The sequence below is a fragment of the Streptomyces sp. NPDC001700 genome, from assembly GCF_053596435.1.
This window is the reverse complement of the sequence record NZ_JBSFGE010000005.1, coordinates 225,866-244,033: the sequence shown is the minus strand read 5'-3', so window position 1 is coordinate 244,033 and position 18,168 is coordinate 225,866. Positions and strand designations below refer to the sequence as shown.

Below are 18,168 nucleotides of genomic sequence, written 5' to 3'. Positions count from 1 at the left end.
ATCCACGACATGAGGGGATCGATCGACGGCCTGGCCTCCTCCTCCCCGCTCGGCATGATGCTGCCCGCCGTCTTCGCCGACGACGACCTCGCGCAGCGCTTCATCGCCGGTCTGGACGAGGTGCTGGCGCCCATCCTCAACACCCTGGACTGCCAGGAGAGTTACTTCAGCCCCGCCCTCGCCCCCGCCGACTTCACCCGCTGGCTGGGCTGGTGGATCGGCGCCGAGACGGACGGCATCGAGGACGACCGCCCCGAGGGCGAGGCCCGGCTGCGCGCGGCGGTCGCCGCCGCCGCGTATCTGCACCGGGTGCGCGGCACCCGCTTCGGCCTGGCCGAGACGGTACGGCTCGCCTTCGGCGTCGAACCCGAGATCACCGAGAGCGGCGGCGCCACGTGGAGTGCCCGCCCCCGGGGTTCGTTCCCGGGCCAGCCCCGCCCCGGCCTGCACGTCACCCTGCGCCTTCCGTCCCCGACCCCGGCCGACGAACACCGCCTCGACGAACTCGTGTCCGCCGCCCGCCCCGCCCACGTGCCCTACACGGTCCAGGTGACCGCAGCCGAAAGGACCACCCAGAGATGAGCCCCAGTCAGGCCCCCGGCAGCCGTGGCAGCGGCACCGAAGAGCCGACCCTGACCTGCGACGAGTGCGGCACGCGGAACGAGCCGGGCCAGTCCTTCTGCGAAGGCTGCAACGCGGTCCTCCCTGACCCCGCCCCACCCCGCCGGGGTACCTCCGGTACGGCCCCGCGGGCCGCCGACGGCGGTACGGCACCCGGGACCGACCGCCGCGACGGCGGCGGGACGGCGCCCGGCGGGTTCGGCCCGCCGCCCGGCTCTGCGGGCGGCCCCAGCGCCGCCCACGGGCAAGGACAGCGCCGCGACCAGGACCCGCGCGCGCACCAGGACCGCGAGCCCTGGCCGCCCGGTGCGCCGGACCCGCGCCAGGCCTCCGCACCGGCACCACACGCCGATGGCCGAACCGGCGCACCGGCCCCGACCGGCCCGGCGCGCGCTGACGACTGGCCTCGTACCGATGGGGCCGACCGGGGCGGCCAGCCCCGTACCGGAACCCCCACCGGAACCCCCATCGGCGATGCCGACCCGACCCGTCCCGTACCCCGGGCGACGGCGCCCGGGACCAACGCCCCCGCACCCAACAACCCGCCCACGGACGGGAACTGGAACCAGCACCAGAATCAGCACCAGCACCAGAACTGGAACCCGAACCCGAACCAGAACGCGAACCCCACCCCGCCCCCGAACCCCCAAAGCGACGCGGACCGGGCGCGGGCCCTCCTCGTCCCCGTGGCCGACCCGCAGGGCGAACCGCAGCGCCCCCCGTCCGTAGCACCGGTCCTCCCGGGCCGCCCGGAACCGGCCCGCCCCGAGGTCCGCGCCCCGGTCGCGCCGGACAACCACGGCGGCGTCGCATGCCCCTGGTGCCACGTCGCCAACCGCCCCGACCGCCACTTCTGCGCCCGCTGCGCCATGCCGATGGCCCAGGGTCCGGAGAACCCGGCCCGCCTCCCCTGGTGGCGGCGGATGCTCGACTACCGCAACCGGGAACAGCCCTGGGCGGGCGACCGCCCCCGCCTGCGCCACCAGATCGGCCGCATCCTGCGCTGGGTGGCGCTCGCGGCGGTGCTGGCCCTGGTGGGCTGGGCCCTGTTCCAGACCCCCACAGCCGTCAGCGCCGTACGCGACCACTTCGCCAAGCGCGCCCCGCTCAACCCGGACTCCGTCAAGGCGTCGCGCTCGTTCCCCGAGCACGGCCCGGAGAAGGCGTTCGACGTGGTCAGCAACTCCTGGTGGGGCCCGGGCGTCGACCAGTCCGCCCAGGGGGAGTGGCTGGAGGCCCGCTTCCGGGACCCGGTCCGCCTGCTGGACATCGGCATCACGCCCGGCCAGTCCGGTCACGGCGACACCCTCACCAAGTCCGCCCTCCCGCACCGCATCGAGGCCCGCATCACCACGGACGACGGCAAGACCACCGTCCGCGAAATCAACCTCGACCAGGGCGCGGGCTTCCAGCGCCGCAAGTTCCGCGCGCAGAACGTCACCGCGGTCCGCTTCACCATCCAGTCGGCGTACGGAGCCGACAGGAAGAAGCAGGTGGCCATCGCCGAGATCGAGTTCTTCGGCCCCTCCAAGGGGGGCCGTTCGTAACCCAAAGCGGGCCGTTCGTAACCCCGTACGCCGAACACTCCCGCCCCGCTGGAGTCTCCCTCGAAGACCACTCGCAGCAGAGCGAGACCAGCGGGGCGGGCGAGTCCCATGGGACCACTGCGCCCAGCTGCCGCACCCCGCGCCCCATCCGCCCCTCCGGGCGATCGGAAGCACCGTTCTCAATCCCCTTGGTCCTCCCTAACGTGAGGGCGTGAATCATCCGAAATCACCGCAACACCTCATCACCGCAGCCGGGCTGACGGCACTGGCCCTCCTGTCGACCTGCATGGGCACAGCCCAAGCCGCGCCGCAGGTCACACACCACCTGAAGGTCACCTACAGCACGCCCCACCACACCACCAGGGCCGCCGCCCCGGGCAAGCTGTGCTCAACGCCGGTCGTCGTGACCCAGGCGTTCATCCGCACCCACGCCTGCAAGACCGTGCAGGCCACGGTGACCGTGCTGAAGATCGTGAACGGCGTGCCGCACCCACAGGGCACGGCCCGGTTCACGATCGAGCACGAGATCGGCCTCAAGCTGCGCGGCACCAAGTGGAGCGAGAAGATCTCGGTGTCCAAGGCCCGCGTCACCGGCCGCGCGGGCGGCATCCGTACCGTCCTCCGCCCCACCGCCCCCGGCGCCACGGCCAAGACGACCGGCGCGCTCGCGAAGCCGTTCACCCTCGGCAGCTCGGCACCGTCCGGCGGCATCGACTACCGGATGCCGGTCGCCAAGCTGAAGAAGCGCACGACGGCCACGACGTACGCGTTCGAGATGACCAAGCCCGGCTATCTGCCCGGCCGGATGTCGTACGCGTCGGAGCGCTACCGCTGCGACGACACGCTGTGGAACGAGTCGAGGACGCGGCGGACGGCGGCGGCCGGATGCGTCTTCCCGAAGCACGCCGCGACCGACGACGGGACCGACCCCTCCGGCATGGCCTTCCTGCCGGGCATCGCGAGCAACATCCGCAAGGTGCAGGCCGCCCCGCTGCACATCGGCCGCCCCGGCTCCAGCGTCCCGCTGACCCGCGCCGGTGAGGCCACCAAGAAGAAGAACCGGCAAGCGGTGTGCGGGGGCCGGAAGCCCGGCCGGGGCGACGTCACCTGGGTGGTCGTGCCCTCGACGCCGGGCCAGACCTACAACCCGACCTCACCCTCCTGCGACGAGTACCCCTTCGCCAGCACCCACCAGGGCGGCACCACGTACGCACCGCCGAACCGGGCCATCAAGTGGGTCCCGCGCTGGGAGAACACGCTGCAGGGGCAGATCCTGAACAGCTTCTACACCAAGTACCGCGTCCTCGTCGGCGACCCGTACTACGTCAACATGGGCTGACCGCACACCGACCGCCGTGGCCCGCACTCCCCTAGAGTGCGGGCCACGCGCCTGCTTCCCCCGCTAGGAGCCCCGTATGCCCGAGGAGCGTTTCCGGGTCGACGTAGAGCACAGCTACGACGTGATCACCGGCGCGGTGGAGGAGGTCACCGACGTCTTCCTCCAGATCGACCCCAACAAGGCGGTCGGCGGCAACGTCGTGCCCTACGACGACGCACGCGGCCTGCAAGTCCTCACCCTCACCGAATGGGACGAGATCACGCTGACGACCAGCGTCCACGACACGGCCCCGCCCCTGAACACCGTGGAATGGTCCTGGATCAGAGAGGTCAGCCTCCTGGCCGAACCAGGCGGCACCGGCCCGCCCCCGGACGAGGACGCCCCCGAGCCCGACGAACGCGACCCCCACACCGCCCTCGCCGAGGTATGGAGCTTCGGCGAAAAGGGCGCAGACCTCCACGCCGAACCCAAGCTCCCCTGCCCCGACGCCACCCCCCGCTGGTTCCGCGCCAGAATCCACGGCCGCACAGACCAGCCACCCCCCGAGCCATACGAGGACCACCTCATCCAACTATGGCCCCAACCCCCCACACCCCCCGAGACCCTCCACCCTCAGAGCGGATGAGCCCGCTCCCAGGCCTCCCGAACCACCAAGGGCACCCGCCCACGCGGGGGCACGTCGTACCCATGAGCCCGCCCCCACTCCCGAATGCTCTCGGTGTCGACGGGCGGCCGGGCCGGACGCTGTGGTGGCGGGACCCACAGCGTGGGGCCGTAGGGGACGAAGTCCGTGCTGTGGGAGAGGAGCCCGCCGGGAAACTGGGGAACGGCTGTCTCTCCACCGAGAACCGAGGCGAGGAACGCGCTCAACGTCCCGTCGAAGGTGAACCACTCCGGTCCCCGCGCCTCGTTCACGGCGATACGCCACGTATCGGGAGCGCCGTGCGGATCGGTGATCCAGAAGAGGTCTTCGCCGTTGTCCGTGCCGCCCATGTTGAAGAGGTGCCGAGGTTCGTAGGGCACGGGGTGCGTGCCCCCGTCGTAGTCGACCTGCAACTGAGCCCGGGCCCTGGCGGGTTCAGGCCCGGTGAGGTCCACGTACTCGGTGGGGCCGTGCGGATGGAAGATGTGGATGAAATCGGCAAACGTCCCCGGACCGTACGCGTCCGCGAGCCGCTTGTAGTCCGCAGGAAGCCGCATCCCCAGCCCCTCCTCCACCGAGGCCCAATCAACCCCCGGGGGCGGATCGTCCGGCGGCGGACAGACCTGGACGAGTGCATCGATGGCATTCACCGCCTCTTCCTCCTCTGCGGCCTCTGCGGCCAGGGATAACCAAGCCGCTCCGCACTCTCCCGCGAGCCGCCGCAGACGGTCGCCGTGGCGCGCGGGTCGCTCCGGGCGATCCGTTCGACGAGCGCCCTCGCCTGCTCTTCCGGCGCCTCGTCCGTGACGGGCTCCGTCACCATGAACTGCAGCTGCGAAGCCCCCTCCTGATAGAAGAAGGTGAACGCCACCCGTTCCCGCTCCCAGGGCAACGACACCGCCGCGTCGAACCGACACCGCCAGCGCGCCAGCAACTCGGGGTGCCGCCGGAACGCGGAGTCGAGCAGCCGGGCGACGGCATGCCCGGGCCACTCCCAGCCCTCACCCGAGGCGACACGCTCGACCTCGGCGTCGTACTGGCGCGCGTCGAAGCGGAACGTGCCGAGCGCGACCTCACCCTCGTACGGATCGCGCCAGCCGTCCCACACCACGTGATCGCCGTCCCGCCGTACGGTCACGTACAGCGCACCGCAGCACTCCTCGGTGCATAGCGCCTCCGCCCACCGCACCTCCCGCGCCCCGTCCGCCACCACCGCCCGCAACGGCCCATCCGCCCGCAACACCTTCAACGGATCCGCCGCAGGCCCCCGATCGAAGGCCTCGGCCACAAGGTCCCGGCCGTCGACGACGGGACGCAGCTGCGCCACCACACCTTCATCGTCGGGCTCGGGCACGAACACACGCAGAACAAGGGAACTCAAGATCTCACCCACCCCCCGATCGTGCCCCACCCCAATCACCCCGCCACCCCGCAAGCTCCTGCGGGGTGCCGACGAAGGCCGGACCGCAGCCCGGAGGCAGCCGCTCGATCACCATGGCCAAGGCCTCGCCCACGCTCCCGGCCTCACCGACGCTCTCACTCCTGGCCGGACCGTCGACCCGGTACCGGCCGTCGTACGAAGGAGCCACATACGGGATGTCCCAGGTGTAGCGCGGCTCCGTGCAGCGGCTGAAGTGCAGCTCCCACGGTTCTCGCGCAGTCTGCAACAGCTCGCGCCAGGCGCTTTCGACGGCATCGATCACGCTGTCATTCTCTCCGGAGCGCGCGCCGCCTGTGTTTGGCGTCGATGTCGTTCAGCTCCTCCAGCGCCGCTGCCCGCTCGTTCTCGGTGACTGGCCCGTGTTCTTCCTGCAGCCATTCGACAAGCTCAACGAACGGCGCTGGGCCCTCGGGCTCAACAGGCCGCACGGAGATCTTCCCGGCAGTCGCGGCAGTGTCGGCCCGGCTCGGACGCGCGGAAGGCGCGTTCGCAGCCGTCGCAGTTTCGCCAGGGGAGGGCGGGAGGGCGCGGGGGTGCGGCGGCCGGTGTGGGGGCCGGGAGGGGAGGCTCGCTGAGGCGGAAGGCGAGGATGCGGGCGGGGCGGGTTCGCAGGTGGTCGGGGAGGCGGGTGGTGAGCGCGAGGGTGATCTGCGCGGGACCCACCCCGGCCTCGAGCCACCGCCCGACGGCGGGGGCGAGTTCGGCGGCCTCGCGGCGGGACAGGATGAGCCGGGGGTCGGCGAGGCGCAGCGAGGCCAGGATGGCGACGGCCCGCTCGTCGGCCTCTGGGACGGGCTCCGGGGCGGGTGGGGGTGCCGGTGCTGCTGGAGGGGCGGTGGGCGGTGGCGGGGTGGGGGATGCGCCGCCCGGTACGTCGTAGAAGAACGTCCGGGTACGGATCACCCCGCCGGGCCCGCGTTCGCGCCGCCGCACCAGGTATCCGGCCGCTTCCAGCTCCCTCAGCGCCCGCGAGATCAGGATCTCGCCCTCGGTGAAGTGGGCGCACAGCGCGGCGATGCTGACGGGTGCGCCATCGGGCAGCGAGAGGATGTACGCCGCGACGCCGACCGTGACCGCGCTGCCGCGTCGCTGCGCGAGGGCGTTGGCGATGACGGTGAAGTCGGCGGTGAGGCGGGTGCGGAGGTGGATCACGCCGGAGGTCGGCGCTCCGGCGTCGGCGCGCGCATGCGCGTTAGACTGAGGCTCAGCCATCGGGAAGTTCTGCTCTTCCTGATCGGTCAGGCCCTCGATCGGGATTGCCGTCCCGGCGGGGGCCGTCGTTTTGCGGTTGTTGCGGCGAACGTAACGACCGTCGTGCAGCCACCGCAAGCCGGTCACCCGTACGAGTGACCGCAGCCGGAAGGGTGGGTGGGCGGGAGTTCTTTCCCCAGGTTCTTAAGGGGAGTTCGCGGCCCACCGGACCCCCGCGCACGAGGACCCGGTGGCCCGGGAAGACCGACCACGACCGGCACCCGGCGCGCTCAGAGCCGGTCGTGGGATACCGGCGGGCGGCCGACGCTGAGGTAGGTGTAGCCGAGGTCGCGCATGTGGTCGGGGTCCAGGAGGTTGCGGCCGTCGAAGAGCACCGGGGCGCGCATGAGCGTGTGGCAGTGGTGCCAGTCGGCTTCGCGCAGGTGGGGCCACTCGGTCGCGATGAGGGCCGCGTCGGCGTCGGCGAGGGCCGCGTGGAGGTCGGTGCAGCGGTCGGCGGAGGCCCACGGTTCGTCGTGGAGGTGGGGTGCGACGGGGTCCCAGCACCGCACGTGGGCGCCTTCCGCGAGCAGCCGCGAGGCGACGACCGTGCTGGGTGCCTCGCGCATGTCGTCGGTGCCCGGCTTGAAGGTCATGCCGAGGAGGGCGACGGTCCGGCCGGAGAGGCCGCCGAGTTCGTGGGCGAGGCGCTTGACAGACCGGCGGGGCTGGAGGTCGTTGACGTCGATGACGGCGCTCAGCAACGGGAAGGTGTGCCCGGCGTTGCTGGCCAGGGCGCGGAGGGCGCGGGAGTCCTTGGGGAAGCAGCTCCCGCCGTATCCGAGACCGGCTTGCATGAAGTGCGGACCGAGGCGGTGGTCCATTCCGGTGGCCCGGGTGACTTTGGTGATGTCGGCGCCGGTCGCCTCGCACAGGGCGGCGATTTCGTTGGTGAAGGAAATCTTGGTCGCCAGCAGCGCGTTGGCGGTCAGTTTGACCATTTCAGCCGAGGCGATGTCCATGATTTCTGCCGGTGCGTCCACTCCGTGGTGGAGGTTTACGAGGAGTTTGGCCACGGTGTCGTCGTCCGTACCGATGACGATGCGATCGGGGCGGAGGAAGTCTTCCACCGCCCGGCCCTCGGCGGTGAATTCGGGATTGGACGCGTACCGCACATGCGCCAGGCCGGAGGCGTCCAGGGCCTTTCGGACACGGGTCCCGGTGCCGACCGGGACGGTGCTTTTCATGACGACGGCGGTCAAGTGCGCGGCATCGCGCAGGGATTCGACCACGGCCCATACCCGCGACAGATCGGCGTCGCCCGAGGGCATGGGCGGCGTGTCGACGCATACGAAGACGACTTCCGCGTCGCGGACCGCTTCCTCGGCGTCCAGCGTGAAGTGGAGACGGGAGGTGTTGCGGGCGATCAGGGCGGCGAGCCCCGGTTCGTAGATGGGCACGGAACCGGCCCGTAAGGCGGTGATGCGTTCGGGCTGGATGTCGCGGATGGTGACGGAGTGGCCGAGTTCGGCGAAACACGCCCCGGCGACCAGTCCGATATAACCCGCGCCGAATACGGCGACGCGGTAGGCGGGTGAGGGTGGTTGGTTCACTTCGGTTCTTCTCCTCGCGCGGCCAGGGGCGATTCGTTCCAGGGGTCGTTCCAGGGGTCGTACGTCGGGACGTACTGCGGCGGTGGCGGCGCAGGGGACGAAGGCGGGGCGCCGTCGAGCGTGACTTCCGCGCCGTTCTGCCGCGTCCCCCACCCCGTCCTCGCGCACGTGAAGATTCCGTACCAGCGCAGAAAGCGCAGCACCGTCCAGGCCAGCACGATCGCCAAGGGCATCGTCAGCCAGGTCAGCGCCCGCGAGCGAATGCGTTCATCGGAGCGGATGATTCCGAGATAGCGGAGCCCCTGTGCGTAACCGATGAGGAAGGGAATGATCAGCATGCTGTTCGGCGGCATCTTTCCGTACGCCAACGGCTCGACCACCAGCAGCCACAGAACGACCATCTGGGTGAGGACCATCTGCAGCCAGCGCACGGCGTGCAGCCAATAGGCCGGTCTCGCGGGCGACAGATACCGCATGCGCCATACGGAACGAATCGTGGAACCGCGCATCCAGCGCAGATACATGCGCGTGAAATGGCTCCACTTCTCGGGCATGGCCGTGAAGCAGATCGCCTGCGGCTGCTGCACGGTCAGCCCCCGCTGCTGTGCGTACAGGGTCAGCAGACTGTCGTCGGAGAACATCACCGTCCGGCCCATGAACGTCTCGTTCAGATACGAGTCGAGGTTGTCCCGGATGACGTTCGCGCGATAGGCGGCCAGCGGTCCGGAATTCACCATGACGGCGCCCACGGCCGACTGCCCGGAGCGGTCGACGAGTTGGCATACGACGAACCACAGATCCGTGACCCGCACCAGCCAGTTGGCCCGGTTGTTCGTCGCGATCACGATTCCGGCGACGGATTGCACCCGTGGCCGGGCGAAGGGGAGCAGGGCTTGCTCGATGGCTTGTGGCGCGAAGCAGGAGTCGGAATCGCAGGTGATGTAGATGTCCGCCTCCGGGCTGACGCGTACGCCATGCGCCTGCGCGTGCCGTTTCCCGCCGTTCGGCACGCGCCGCCAGGTCGTCGCGATCCCCGCGCGCCTGGCCTCGCGTTCCCACCAGGCTTTCACGTCCGCGTAGTCGCCGCTCGTGGAACCGTCGTCGACGATGTGGACGGAATCCGGCAGCCGCGTCTGCCGGAGGAAACTCTCCAGGCCGAGCTTCAGATATCCCGGATCCTCGTTGTAGACGGGCATGAGAACCGATACGTGCAGCGCCGACAGCTGACGTGCCACCCGGTCCGTGAGCCGGGGAGTCCGCTCCAGGTGGTACATGAAGGTCTGGAGCAGGAAGACGAGGAACAGGCTGATCCAGACCACCTTGAGACGGCTGGCCGCCTCGGCGTCCGCGTCGAGGGCGACGGTCGCGTGATGCGTTGCCCAGGCGGCGGCCAGCAGGAGAACCAGAATGCCCATCAGTACGGTGCTCGACCGGTGCTGATGACCGGTGAGCACCGGCTGCTGGCGACGGCCGCGGCTCACCTGCGGCGCCGGCGCGGATGAGCCACCGGCGCCGAGCCCTGGCTCGCCGCCAGGCCGCGCCGGTACCCGAACCGTATGGTCAGCAGCCCCACGCACACGAGCGCGGCGGCGACGGCCAGCATCCATCCCCCGATGGGATAGGCCGCCCCGCCCACCACGATGACCGGTACTCCGGTTTGTGCGAGCTGACCGTTTCCGGACATGAAGATCCCCCTAGAGAAGTAAACGGGTGTATCTGAGGTGACGGGAAGCATATGAGATGTGCGATACGGGTGCAGCTTTTCGTGGGATATGCATCCGATATGAAGGATTGCAGAACGAGGCGAAGGCGGCGCTTATGCGAAACGATTCGATCGCAAGCGGTCGGCAATCTCGCCGCGGTACGAAAAACTTCGAAAGGTGGTGGGGTGGCGTCGTCGCGGGAAACGATTCTTCGCCTCCGGGCGCCCCGTCCCGCCGTCGCGCCGAAGGCGACCGATACCGACCACTTCTCTGCGGGGTGCGCCGTCGCCCAGACCTCCTCAGACTTGACATAAGGAGGTGAGGGCCATGCCCACCTACATCACCATGCTGAACTGGACCGATCAGGGTGTCCGCGCCTACCGCGACACCGCGAAGCGCTACGAGGCCTTCGGGGCGGCGCTGGACAAGCTCGGGGTGAAGCTCCTGGACTTCCACTGGACCGTCGGCCCGTACGACATCATCTACACGATCGACGCCCCCGACGATGAAACCGCCACCGCGGCTTCCCTGCAGCTCAGTGGCCTGGGCAACGTCCGCTGCACGACCCTGCGCGCCTTCGACCGGCAGGAGATGGACGGCATCATCGCCAAGGCAGCGAGCTGACGGCTCCGGTTCCGGTTCCGCGCGCGAGCTGGCGGCACGGCGGCAGGCCCCCGCCGAGACGAGGGCCTGCCGACCGCGGCTGCTTACTTGCAGTAGATCGCGGGATTCGACTTACGGATGGAGGACTTCCCCGAGCCGCCCCGCTTGGCGCTGGCGAAACTCGAGTACTTACCGCAGGTGCCGACCTTGGCCGTGACGCTCACGGACCCCGCCTGCATCGTCTTGCACTTCTGGGCCACCTCGATGTCGGGGTAGTAGGGGTGGGCCACCAGGAGGGATACGCACAGTTTCGTGCCCGCGGGCTGCGGGCCGAGCATGGTCGCTTTTGCCGTGACCTTTCCGGACTTATAGGTGGGTGCCTTCGCGGTGAGCCAGTCGGCAGCGGATGCCGATTGAGTTCCCCCGAATACCGCGAGTGACGCGACAATTGCCACGCCGATGGCCTTGAACCTCAAAATTGCTCCCCGTTTCGCGTGATCGAAGTGATCGTGCTTGGCGGGAAAGCTAGCAGACGTCGTGGGCGAAGTCAGGGCGTCAGCAAGGTACTTCCGCTTGGCACTTGACGGTCCGTCGGTCCGTCGCATTCCCAACGGGCACGGAAAACGCAAAGGCAGGACTTTGCCCGATATGACGGGAGTTCGTCGCTCCTGGGATTGGGCGGCGCAAACCCCTTGCGCCCGGTGAACATGCCCATGTAAAAAGATCCGCGACCACGCTCGGGCTTAAGCCTGAGTGAATAAACGGGGGATTCTGAGGGAGGGCGATGACTGCGTCAATGGCCCTCCCCTGCCTTCCCTGCTGTTAGAGGGGAACGGAATGAGGAGCAAAGTCGGCTCCATCGCGGCCATCGCGGCTGCCGTCATGACCACAGGCGCGATGCTCGCGCCTGCCGCCGCTGCCGCGGACGAGTGAGCGTCAAGTACGTCTGCACCACGAAGCACACGGCGACCACCGCGTACGCCAAGTGCGCCGACCTGGCGAGGTTCGACCGGTATCGGGTGAAGGTCACCTGCATCGACACCCGTGGTGTGCAGACTTCCTTCTTCGGCCCGTGGCGGATGGGGACGAGCGGTGACTGGTCCAAGCGGAAGTGCCCCGGCACTCAGGGTGGGGCGGTAGGCGTCTACAAGGCGGGCTACCAGGTCGAGTTGTTCTGACGCGGACCTGTTCTGACGCGGAACCGTCCTGACACAGAACCGTCCTGACGCGCGGCCACCGCACCACCAGCCAAGTCGTAGTTTTCGCACATCACGGGGACACTCGCATGAATCGAAAGAAGTCTTTCCTCACCATTGCCGGACTGGCCATGAGCGCCAGTCTCATCGCGCCGAACGCCATGGCGAATGACAGCGGCGAGGTATCGACCCGGTCCGCCGACTGCAATGCGTGGTCGAGGGGCGGCACCACCGGCTATTCCTACTGCTCGGGCCTGGGCCGCCTCGGCGCGCACCGAGTGAAGATCATCTGCGTGGACACCCGGGGCGTGGAGACCACCTTCTACGGCCCCTGGGTCTGGAACGGCAAGACCTCGAAGCGGAAGTGCCCCGGCACCCAGGGCGGCGCGGTGGGAATCCTCCGCGTCGGCTCGGAGATCAGGGACTGACCTTCCCCGCGAGACAAGGCGGCGCCACCGGCCCACCCGGCGGCGCCGCTTCGGCTTTCCGTCCCGGCTGGCTACCGGTCGTGGAGCGCCTTCGGGCGGGTGACAGGGACGACGGTCAGCAGGTCGTCGAGGCCTTTGAAGTCGTCGGGGTTGGTGGTGAAGAGCGGAAGGCCCTCCGCGGCGGCGATCGCGGCGATCATCAGGTCGGCGATCCGCCGCCGGGGTTTGCGGCCCGCGCTGATGACGGCGGCGCAGACTCTGCCGTAGATACGAGCCGCCTCCGCGTCGAAGGGGATGGGGTCGAACTCGTTCTCCGCACGCTGGAGGAGGTCCATGCGCCGGGCGCGTTCGGCGTGTTCGTCGTAGTCGCTCTGTTCGTTGTTTCCGCGCACCTCGTGGGGGCCCGCGGACAGCTCGGCCAGCGTGATGGCGGTGATCGCCATCTCGGCGGGCAGCTCCTCCGGGTCGATCCACCTGCGCAGGATCATGATGTTGGTGTCGACGAGTCCCTGCTGGTGTTCAACGGGCATAGGGGTCGTCCGGCTCCTGCTCGGCGGTGGCGTCCTGGTCGGAGCGGAAGGCGTCGAGTGAGACGTCGGGGGCCATGCGGGACATGGCCGCGAACTCGCCACGGGGGACGAAGCGGCGGCGTCGGCGCAGCGGGACCAGCTCGGCGATGTGGTGCCCGTCGCGGGTGACGGTGAAGGCCTGCCCGTTCTGGACGGCGTCCATGATCTCTTTGGATCTGGTGCGCAGGTCGCGCTGAGTGATCTCGGGCTGTGCAGTCATGAATCCACGGTAGCGGAGCTGTGCTACCTGGTGCTACACGGTGCTACGGCTCAAGCCCCCATCTGCCGCAGGGCCGGAACAGATAGGCGCCGCCTATACGGGGCATCGATTTTTGGTCGTGGACCCCCTGAGCTGTGGCCCGGTTCACTGTGGCGCAAGCTGGCGCGGACCGATCGGGCTCGGTATCGCGCGATCAGGGAGGCTGCAATGACGCATACCCCGGACCAAGAGCGAGCCGCGACCCCGACACTCGCCCCGGCGAAGCCGTGGTACCGGCAGTTGTACATCCAGGTGCTGGTGGCGATCGTGATCGGCATCGTGCTGGGCTGGCGGTGGCCGGGTCTGGCCACGGACATGGAACCGATCGGCACGACCTTCATCACCGCGATGAAGATGCTCATCGGGCCGATCGTGTTCCTGACCATCATCGGCGGCATCGCCGGGGTCGCCGACCTGAAGAAGGTCGGCCTCACCGGGATCAAGGCGCTGACGTACTTCCAGGTCGGCACGATCGTCGCCCTGCTCACTGGCCTGGTCGCCATCAACATCTTCCGGCTCGGCGACGGCGTACACGCCGATCCGTCGACGCTGGACACCTCGGGCGACGCGGGCCAGTACATCGAGCAGGGCGCGCACCAGCACTGGTGGGAGTTCCTGACGAACATCGTGCCGAGCAGCTTCTTCGGGCCGTTCGTCGAGGGCGACATCCTCCAGGTGATCTTCCTGGCGGTGATCTTCGGGATCGCGCTGAAGTCGGTCGGGCAGGTCGGCGAGCCGGTCATCGCGGGCGTCCACCGGCTGACCGAGGTCGTCTTCAAGGTGCTGGCGTTCGTCATGAAGGCCGCGCCGCTCGGCGCGTTCGGCGCGATGTCGTACGCCATCGGGAAGTTCGGCCTGTCCACGCTGACCAGCCTCGGGTCGCTGATCCTGCTCTTCTACGTCACCTCCGCCCTCTTCGTCGTGGTGGTGCTGGGCGGTGTGCTCGCCGCGTACGTACGGCTGAACATCTTCCAGCTCATCCGCTACTTCAAGGAGGAGTTCTTCCTGATCCTGGGCACGTCCACCGCCGAGCCCGCCCTGCCGGGGCTGATGCGGAAGCTGCAGTTCATGGGCGTCGAGCGGTCCACGGTCGGCCTGGTCGTCCCGACCGGCTACAGCTTCAACCTCGACGGCGCGGCCATCTACCTCTCCCTGGCCACCCTCTACATCGCGCAGGCCACGGACACGGCGCTGTCCCTACCCCAGCAACTCGGGCTGCTCGCGGTGATGTTGCTGACGTCCAAGGGCGCGGCGGGTGTCGCGGGCGGTGGCTTCATCGCGCTCACCGCGACGCTGTCGACGGCGGGACACGTCCCCGCGGCGGGCATCATGCTCATCTTCGGCATCGACAAGTTCATGTCGGAGTGCCGGGCGCTGGTGAACTTCTTCGGCAACGCCGTCGCCACCCTCTTCGTCGCCCGCTGGGAGAACGGCCTGGATGTGGCGCGGGCGCGCGAGGTGCTGGCGGGGAAGGGCGGCGAGCCACCGGCGGAGGCCGCGCCTGATCCCGAACGTGTCGTGGCGCCCCCGGCCCGCACCGCCGAGGTGGCCCCCTGATGGTGTCCGTGCTGATCGCCCCGGACAAGTTCAAGGGCTCCCTCACCGCCGACGACGTCGCCCGCGCGCTGGAGCGCGGGCTGCTGGACGGCGCCCCGCACGCCCGGATACGCCGACTCGCGCCCGCGGATGGGGGAGAGGGGAGCGTGGCCGCCGCCTGCGCGGGCGGCCGGTTCCGCCCGGAGACGATCACGGTGACCGGTCCGACCGGGCTGCCGGTCACGGCGTACGTCGCGGCGGACGCCCGTACGAGTAGGCGTACGGCCGTGGTCGAAGCCGCGGCCATCTGCGGGCTCGGCGTGCTGCCGGACGGCCGTACGGCACCGCTCACCGCCACCAGCCGAGGCGTCGGCGAGGCCGTCCGGCACGCGGTGGCGGGCGGCGCGGATACGGTCGTCCTCGCCCTCGGCGGCGTCGCCACCACGGACGGCGGCGCGGGCCTGCTGCAGTCCCTCGGCGCGGTGCTGGCCTGCGACGACGGCACGCCGGTCGGCCCCGGCGGCCGGGGGCTCGCGGACCTCCGTACGGCCGACCTCGCCGCAGCCCGCACCGCGCTGGCCGGGGTCGACCTCGTCCTCGCCACCGACGTGGACAACCCGCTGCTCGGACCGGCGGGCGCGGCCGCCGTCTACGGTCCTCAGAAGGGCGCGACCGCGAGCGACGTACGCGAACTGGACGCCGCCCTCGGCACCCTCGTCCGCGCACTGGAGGCGGCGGGCGTCCCGGACGCCGCGAGCCTCGCCCGTACGCCGGGGGCCGGGGCGGCCGGTGGCCTCGGGTACGCCGGGATGCTGCTGGGCGGACGGGTGCGTTCCGGAGCCGACTACTTCCTCAGCCTCCTCGGCGCCGACGAGTTGCTGGCCGGGAGCGACTTCGTCGTCACCGGGGAAGGCAGCCTCGACGAGCAGTCGCTGTCGGGGAAGCTGCCGGTCGCGCTCGCCGCGCGGGCCCGTCGGCGGGGCGTACCGGTGCACGCCGTAGCGGGCCGGTGCACGCTGCCCGCCGACCGGACGGAGGCCCACTTCCGGTCCGTCCAGGCGCTCACCGATCTGACCGACCGGGACTGCGCCCACGACAGCGAGCTGTCGGCGCGGCTGCTCGCCCGGTGCGGACGGGCCCTCGCCGAGCGCTGGATCGGGTAGCGACGTCCGGGGGCGGATAGGTTGACCCGGCAACGGCCGCAGCAGGCACAAGCCCTGGCAAGCTGCGAGCCGCAGCCGCCGCAGCCCAGATCCGCAGCCCAGATCCGTCGCCCAGATCCGTCGCCCGGGGAGGCACCGTGGACGCCCGGCAGCTTGAGTACTTCCTGGCCATCGTCGAACACGGCGGCTTCAGCAAGGCGGCCACCGCCCTGCACGTGGCCCAGCCGTCGCTGTCGCAGGCCATGGCGACCCTGGAGGCCGACCTCGGCGTGGCCCTGTTCCACCGCGTCGGCCGGGGCGTCGTCCTCAGCGAGGCCGGGGCGGAGCTGCTGGAGCCCAGCCGCCGCGTGCTGCGGGACCTGGCCGCCGTACGCGACACGGCCGCCGGGCTCGCCGGGCTGCAGGGCGGCACCGTCGAGGTCGCCACCATGCCCTCGCCGGGCATCGAACCGCTCACCACCCTCATCCACCGCTTCGCCGAGCTGCACCCGTCCGTGACGGTGAGCACTCAGGCCGCGTTCACCCCGGACGAGGTCCTGTCCCTCGTACGCAGCGGCGCCTGCGAACTGGGCCTGCTGGGCTCCGCGAGCCCCGTGAACCCGTCCGGTCTGGACGTCCTGCACGTCGAGGACCAGCCGTTCGTCGTGGTCGCCGCGCCCGGCGGGGCGATCGAGGACGGGGTCACGATCCGGCCCGGGGACCTGGCGGGCCACAAGCTCATCGCCTCCCGCACCGGCAGCCTGATGCGCAGCATCGTGGACGACATCACGGCGAACGACATCACGGCGACCGCGGGCGGCACCGGCACGCAGATCGTGACCGTAGTCGATCACCGGACGTCGATCCTGCCGCTGGTCCTCACCGGGGTCGGGGCCGCCGTCCTGCCCTCCTCCTGGACCCGGCTCGCCCGCCGCTGCGGCGCGGCGGTGGCGCCCCTCGAACCGACCGCCCACCTGCACGTGGCGATGGTCAGCCTGCCCGCGCACCTCACCCCGGCGGCCCGGGCCCTGCTCGCCCTCACCGGCTCCCTGGCCGCGCGGCGGGCGCGGGGCACTGCCCTCCCGGACTGACGCCCGACCCATCGGCCACGCCTATACGTCGCATCGAAACCAGGTCTTGGACGCGCCACGCCCGCCCTGTGTTGACTCGGACGCACACCACACCCCCGCGAGCCGGAGGCACCCATGACCGCCGCCCCCCGTACGTCCCGTGCGCCCCGTACGTTCCGTATCGCCGCCATCCCCGCCGACGGCGTGGGCAAGGAAGTCGTCGCGGCGGGACGCGCCGTCCTGGACGCCCTGGCCGAGGACTCCCGTCACACCGACGAGGCCTTCGCCTTCGTCTGGGAGGAGTTCCCCTGGGGCTGCGAGTACTACGAGCGCACCGGCAAGATGATCGACGACGACGGCCTCGACCGCCTCAAGGACTTCGACGCCCTCTACTTCGGCGCCGTCGGCTGGCCCACCGTCCCCGACCACATCAGCCTGTGGGGGCTGCGGCTCAAGATCTGCCAGAACTTCGACCAGTGGGCCAACGTCCGCCCCGTACAGTTCCTGCCCGGCGTCCAGAGCCCGCTGCGCAAGGCCGACGACACCGAGCTGGACTGGGTCGTCGTCCGGGAGAACAGCGAGGGCGAGTACGCGGGCCTCGGCGGCCGCAACCTCTCCGGCCGAGGCCCGGGCGGCGAAGTCGCCGTCCAGTCGTCCCTGTTCACCGAGGTCGGCTGCGAACGCATCATCCGCTTCGCCTTCGACCTGGCCCGCACCCGCACCCGCCGCAAGGTCTCGTCCGTCACCAAGAGCAACGCGCAGCAGTACGGCATGGTCCTGTGGGACGACGTCTTCCGGCGTGTCGCCGCCGACTACCCGGACGTGGAGACGGAGAGCGTCCTGGTGGACGCGATGTCCGCGAAGTTCGTCCTCCACCCCGAGGACCTGTCGGTCGTCGTCGCCTCCAACCTCAACGCCGACATCCTCTCCGACCTCGGCAGCGCGCTGGCGGGCAGCCTGGGCCTGGCCGCCAGCGCCAACCTCAACCCCGAGCGCCGCTTCCCCAGCATGTTCGAGCCCGTCCACGGCTCGGCCCCCGACATCGCGGGCCAGGGCCTGGCCAACCCCATCGGCGCGGTCGGCAGCGCGGCCCTGATGCTGGACCACTTCGGCCTCCCCACCGCCGCGGCCCGCCTGCGCCAGGCCATCGAGGCGACGACCGCCGCGGGCATCCTCACCCGCGACCTGGGCGGCACGGCGACGACGGAGGACGTGACGAAGGCCCTGATAGCCGCGCTGAACACCTGAGCCCTCTTGCGCCGGGGCA

At 70.3% G+C, this 18,168-nt stretch carries 20 protein-coding genes; 11 read left to right on the top strand and 9 right to left on the bottom strand.

The window, feature by feature from the left end:
• Positions 1-9: 9 nt before the first annotated feature.
• The 4 genes from ACWC5C_RS12215 (at position 10) to ACWC5C_RS12200 (ending at position 4,132) form a co-directional block, all read left to right on the top strand.
• Positions 10-582 carry a phage tail protein gene (locus tag ACWC5C_RS12215; RefSeq protein WP_450875356.1) on the top strand — a complete coding sequence of 191 codons (573 nt, stop codon included), beginning with the start codon at positions 10-12 and terminating at the stop codon, positions 580-582.
• Positions 579-2,168 (top strand): NADase-type glycan-binding domain-containing protein, encoded by a 1,590-nt coding sequence (locus ACWC5C_RS12210; RefSeq protein ID WP_450875355.1) that lies wholly within the window; start codon positions 579-581, stop codon positions 2,166-2,168. The genes ACWC5C_RS12215 and ACWC5C_RS12210 overlap by 4 nt, the downstream gene beginning before the upstream one ends.
• 211 nt (positions 2,169-2,379) lie before the next feature.
• A complete protein-coding gene (locus ACWC5C_RS12205) occupies positions 2,380-3,507 on the top strand; it encodes a NucA/NucB deoxyribonuclease domain-containing protein (RefSeq protein ID WP_450875354.1) in 1,128 nt (375 codons plus the stop codon).
• A gap of 76 nt (positions 3,508-3,583) precedes the next feature.
• Positions 3,584-4,132, top strand: a complete 549-nt coding sequence (locus ACWC5C_RS12200) for a hypothetical protein (protein ID WP_450875353.1) — start codon at positions 3,584-3,586, stop codon at positions 4,130-4,132.
• On the opposite strand, the gene ACWC5C_RS12195 is transcribed toward ACWC5C_RS12200, so the two are convergent.
• The 6 genes from ACWC5C_RS12195 to ACWC5C_RS12170 all read right to left on the bottom strand — a co-directional run bounded on the left by ACWC5C_RS12195 (position 4,120) and on the right by ACWC5C_RS12170 (position 10,002).
• A complete protein-coding gene (locus tag ACWC5C_RS12195) occupies positions 4,120-4,800 on the bottom strand; it encodes an Lsr2 family DNA-binding protein (RefSeq protein WP_450875352.1) in 681 nt (226 codons plus the stop codon). The genes ACWC5C_RS12200 and ACWC5C_RS12195 overlap by 13 nt on opposite strands.
• Positions 4,797-5,531 carry a hypothetical protein gene (locus ACWC5C_RS12190; protein WP_450875351.1) on the bottom strand — a complete coding sequence of 245 codons (735 nt, stop codon included), beginning with the start codon at positions 5,529-5,531 and terminating at the stop codon, positions 4,797-4,799. The genes ACWC5C_RS12195 and ACWC5C_RS12190 overlap by 4 nt, the downstream gene beginning before the upstream one ends.
• Before the next feature lie 4 nt (positions 5,532-5,535).
• Positions 5,536-5,853 (bottom strand): DUF6193 family natural product biosynthesis protein, encoded by a 318-nt coding sequence (locus ACWC5C_RS12185; RefSeq protein WP_450875350.1) that lies wholly within the window; start codon positions 5,851-5,853, stop codon positions 5,536-5,538.
• Between the two features lie 152 nt (positions 5,854-6,005).
• Positions 6,006-6,803, bottom strand: a complete 798-nt coding sequence (locus ACWC5C_RS12180) for a hypothetical protein (protein WP_450875349.1) — start codon at positions 6,801-6,803, stop codon at positions 6,006-6,008.
• Between the two features lie 269 nt (positions 6,804-7,072).
• On the bottom strand, positions 7,073-8,395 hold the full coding sequence (locus tag ACWC5C_RS12175; protein ID WP_450875348.1) for a UDP-glucose dehydrogenase family protein: 1,323 nt from the start codon (positions 8,393-8,395) through the stop codon (positions 7,073-7,075).
• Positions 8,392-10,002: a glycosyltransferase gene (locus tag ACWC5C_RS12170; RefSeq protein WP_450875347.1), complete on the bottom strand. Its 1,611-nt coding sequence runs from the start codon at positions 10,000-10,002 to the stop codon at positions 8,392-8,394. The genes ACWC5C_RS12175 and ACWC5C_RS12170 overlap by 4 nt, the downstream gene beginning before the upstream one ends.
• A gap of 423 nt (positions 10,003-10,425) precedes the next feature.
• Here ACWC5C_RS12170 and ACWC5C_RS12165 point away from each other — a divergent pair, with 423 nt between their 5' ends.
• The gene (locus ACWC5C_RS12165) at positions 10,426-10,722 is read left to right on the top strand and encodes a GYD domain-containing protein (RefSeq protein ID WP_385447354.1); all 297 of its coding nucleotides are present in this window, start codon (positions 10,426-10,428) and stop codon (positions 10,720-10,722) included.
• A gap of 83 nt (positions 10,723-10,805) precedes the next feature.
• Here the strand turns inward: ACWC5C_RS12165 and ACWC5C_RS12160 are convergent, their stop codons facing one another.
• Positions 10,806-11,039: a hypothetical protein gene (locus ACWC5C_RS12160; RefSeq protein ID WP_450875346.1), complete on the bottom strand. Its 234-nt coding sequence runs from the start codon at positions 11,037-11,039 to the stop codon at positions 10,806-10,808.
• A 591-nt stretch (positions 11,040-11,630) separates the two neighbouring features.
• Between ACWC5C_RS12160 and ACWC5C_RS12155 the strand changes: the two genes are divergently transcribed.
• Positions 11,631-11,879 carry a hypothetical protein gene (locus ACWC5C_RS12155; RefSeq protein WP_450875345.1) on the top strand — a complete coding sequence of 83 codons (249 nt, stop codon included), beginning with the start codon at positions 11,631-11,633 and terminating at the stop codon, positions 11,877-11,879.
• A 149-nt stretch (positions 11,880-12,028) separates the two neighbouring features.
• The gene (locus ACWC5C_RS12150; RefSeq protein ID WP_450875344.1) at positions 12,029-12,325 is read left to right on the top strand and encodes a hypothetical protein; all 297 of its coding nucleotides are present in this window, start codon (positions 12,029-12,031) and stop codon (positions 12,323-12,325) included.
• Positions 12,326-12,396: 71 nt separating this feature from the next.
• Here ACWC5C_RS12150 and ACWC5C_RS12145 read toward each other — a convergent pair whose 3' ends face one another.
• Both ACWC5C_RS12145 and ACWC5C_RS12140 read right to left on the bottom strand, forming a co-directional pair.
• The gene (locus ACWC5C_RS12145; RefSeq protein ID WP_450875343.1) at positions 12,397-12,855 is read right to left on the bottom strand and encodes a PIN domain-containing protein; all 459 of its coding nucleotides are present in this window, start codon (positions 12,853-12,855) and stop codon (positions 12,397-12,399) included.
• A complete protein-coding gene (locus ACWC5C_RS12140; protein WP_450875342.1) occupies positions 12,845-13,114 on the bottom strand; it encodes a type II toxin-antitoxin system prevent-host-death family antitoxin in 270 nt (89 codons plus the stop codon). The genes ACWC5C_RS12145 and ACWC5C_RS12140 overlap by 11 nt, the downstream gene beginning before the upstream one ends.
• Positions 13,115-13,321: 207 nt before the next feature.
• Here ACWC5C_RS12140 and dctA point away from each other — a divergent pair, with 207 nt between their 5' ends.
• The 4 genes from dctA to ACWC5C_RS12120 all read left to right on the top strand — a co-directional run bounded on the left by dctA (position 13,322) and on the right by ACWC5C_RS12120 (position 18,149).
• Entirely contained in the window at positions 13,322-14,710 is a 1,389-nt protein-coding gene (gene dctA / locus ACWC5C_RS12135) for a C4-dicarboxylate transporter DctA (protein ID WP_450875341.1), read from the top strand.
• Complete coding sequence (locus ACWC5C_RS12130) at positions 14,710-15,852, top strand: glycerate kinase (protein ID WP_450875340.1); 1,143 nt, start codon at positions 14,710-14,712, stop codon at positions 15,850-15,852. The genes dctA and ACWC5C_RS12130 overlap by 1 nt, the downstream gene beginning before the upstream one ends.
• Before the next feature lie 137 nt (positions 15,853-15,989).
• Positions 15,990-16,922: a LysR family transcriptional regulator gene (locus ACWC5C_RS12125; RefSeq protein WP_450875339.1), complete on the top strand. Its 933-nt coding sequence runs from the start codon at positions 15,990-15,992 to the stop codon at positions 16,920-16,922.
• A 114-nt stretch (positions 16,923-17,036) separates the two neighbouring features.
• A complete protein-coding gene (locus ACWC5C_RS12120) occupies positions 17,037-18,149 on the top strand; it encodes a tartrate dehydrogenase (protein ID WP_450875338.1) in 1,113 nt (370 codons plus the stop codon).
• Positions 18,150-18,168: the final 19 nt, after the last annotated feature.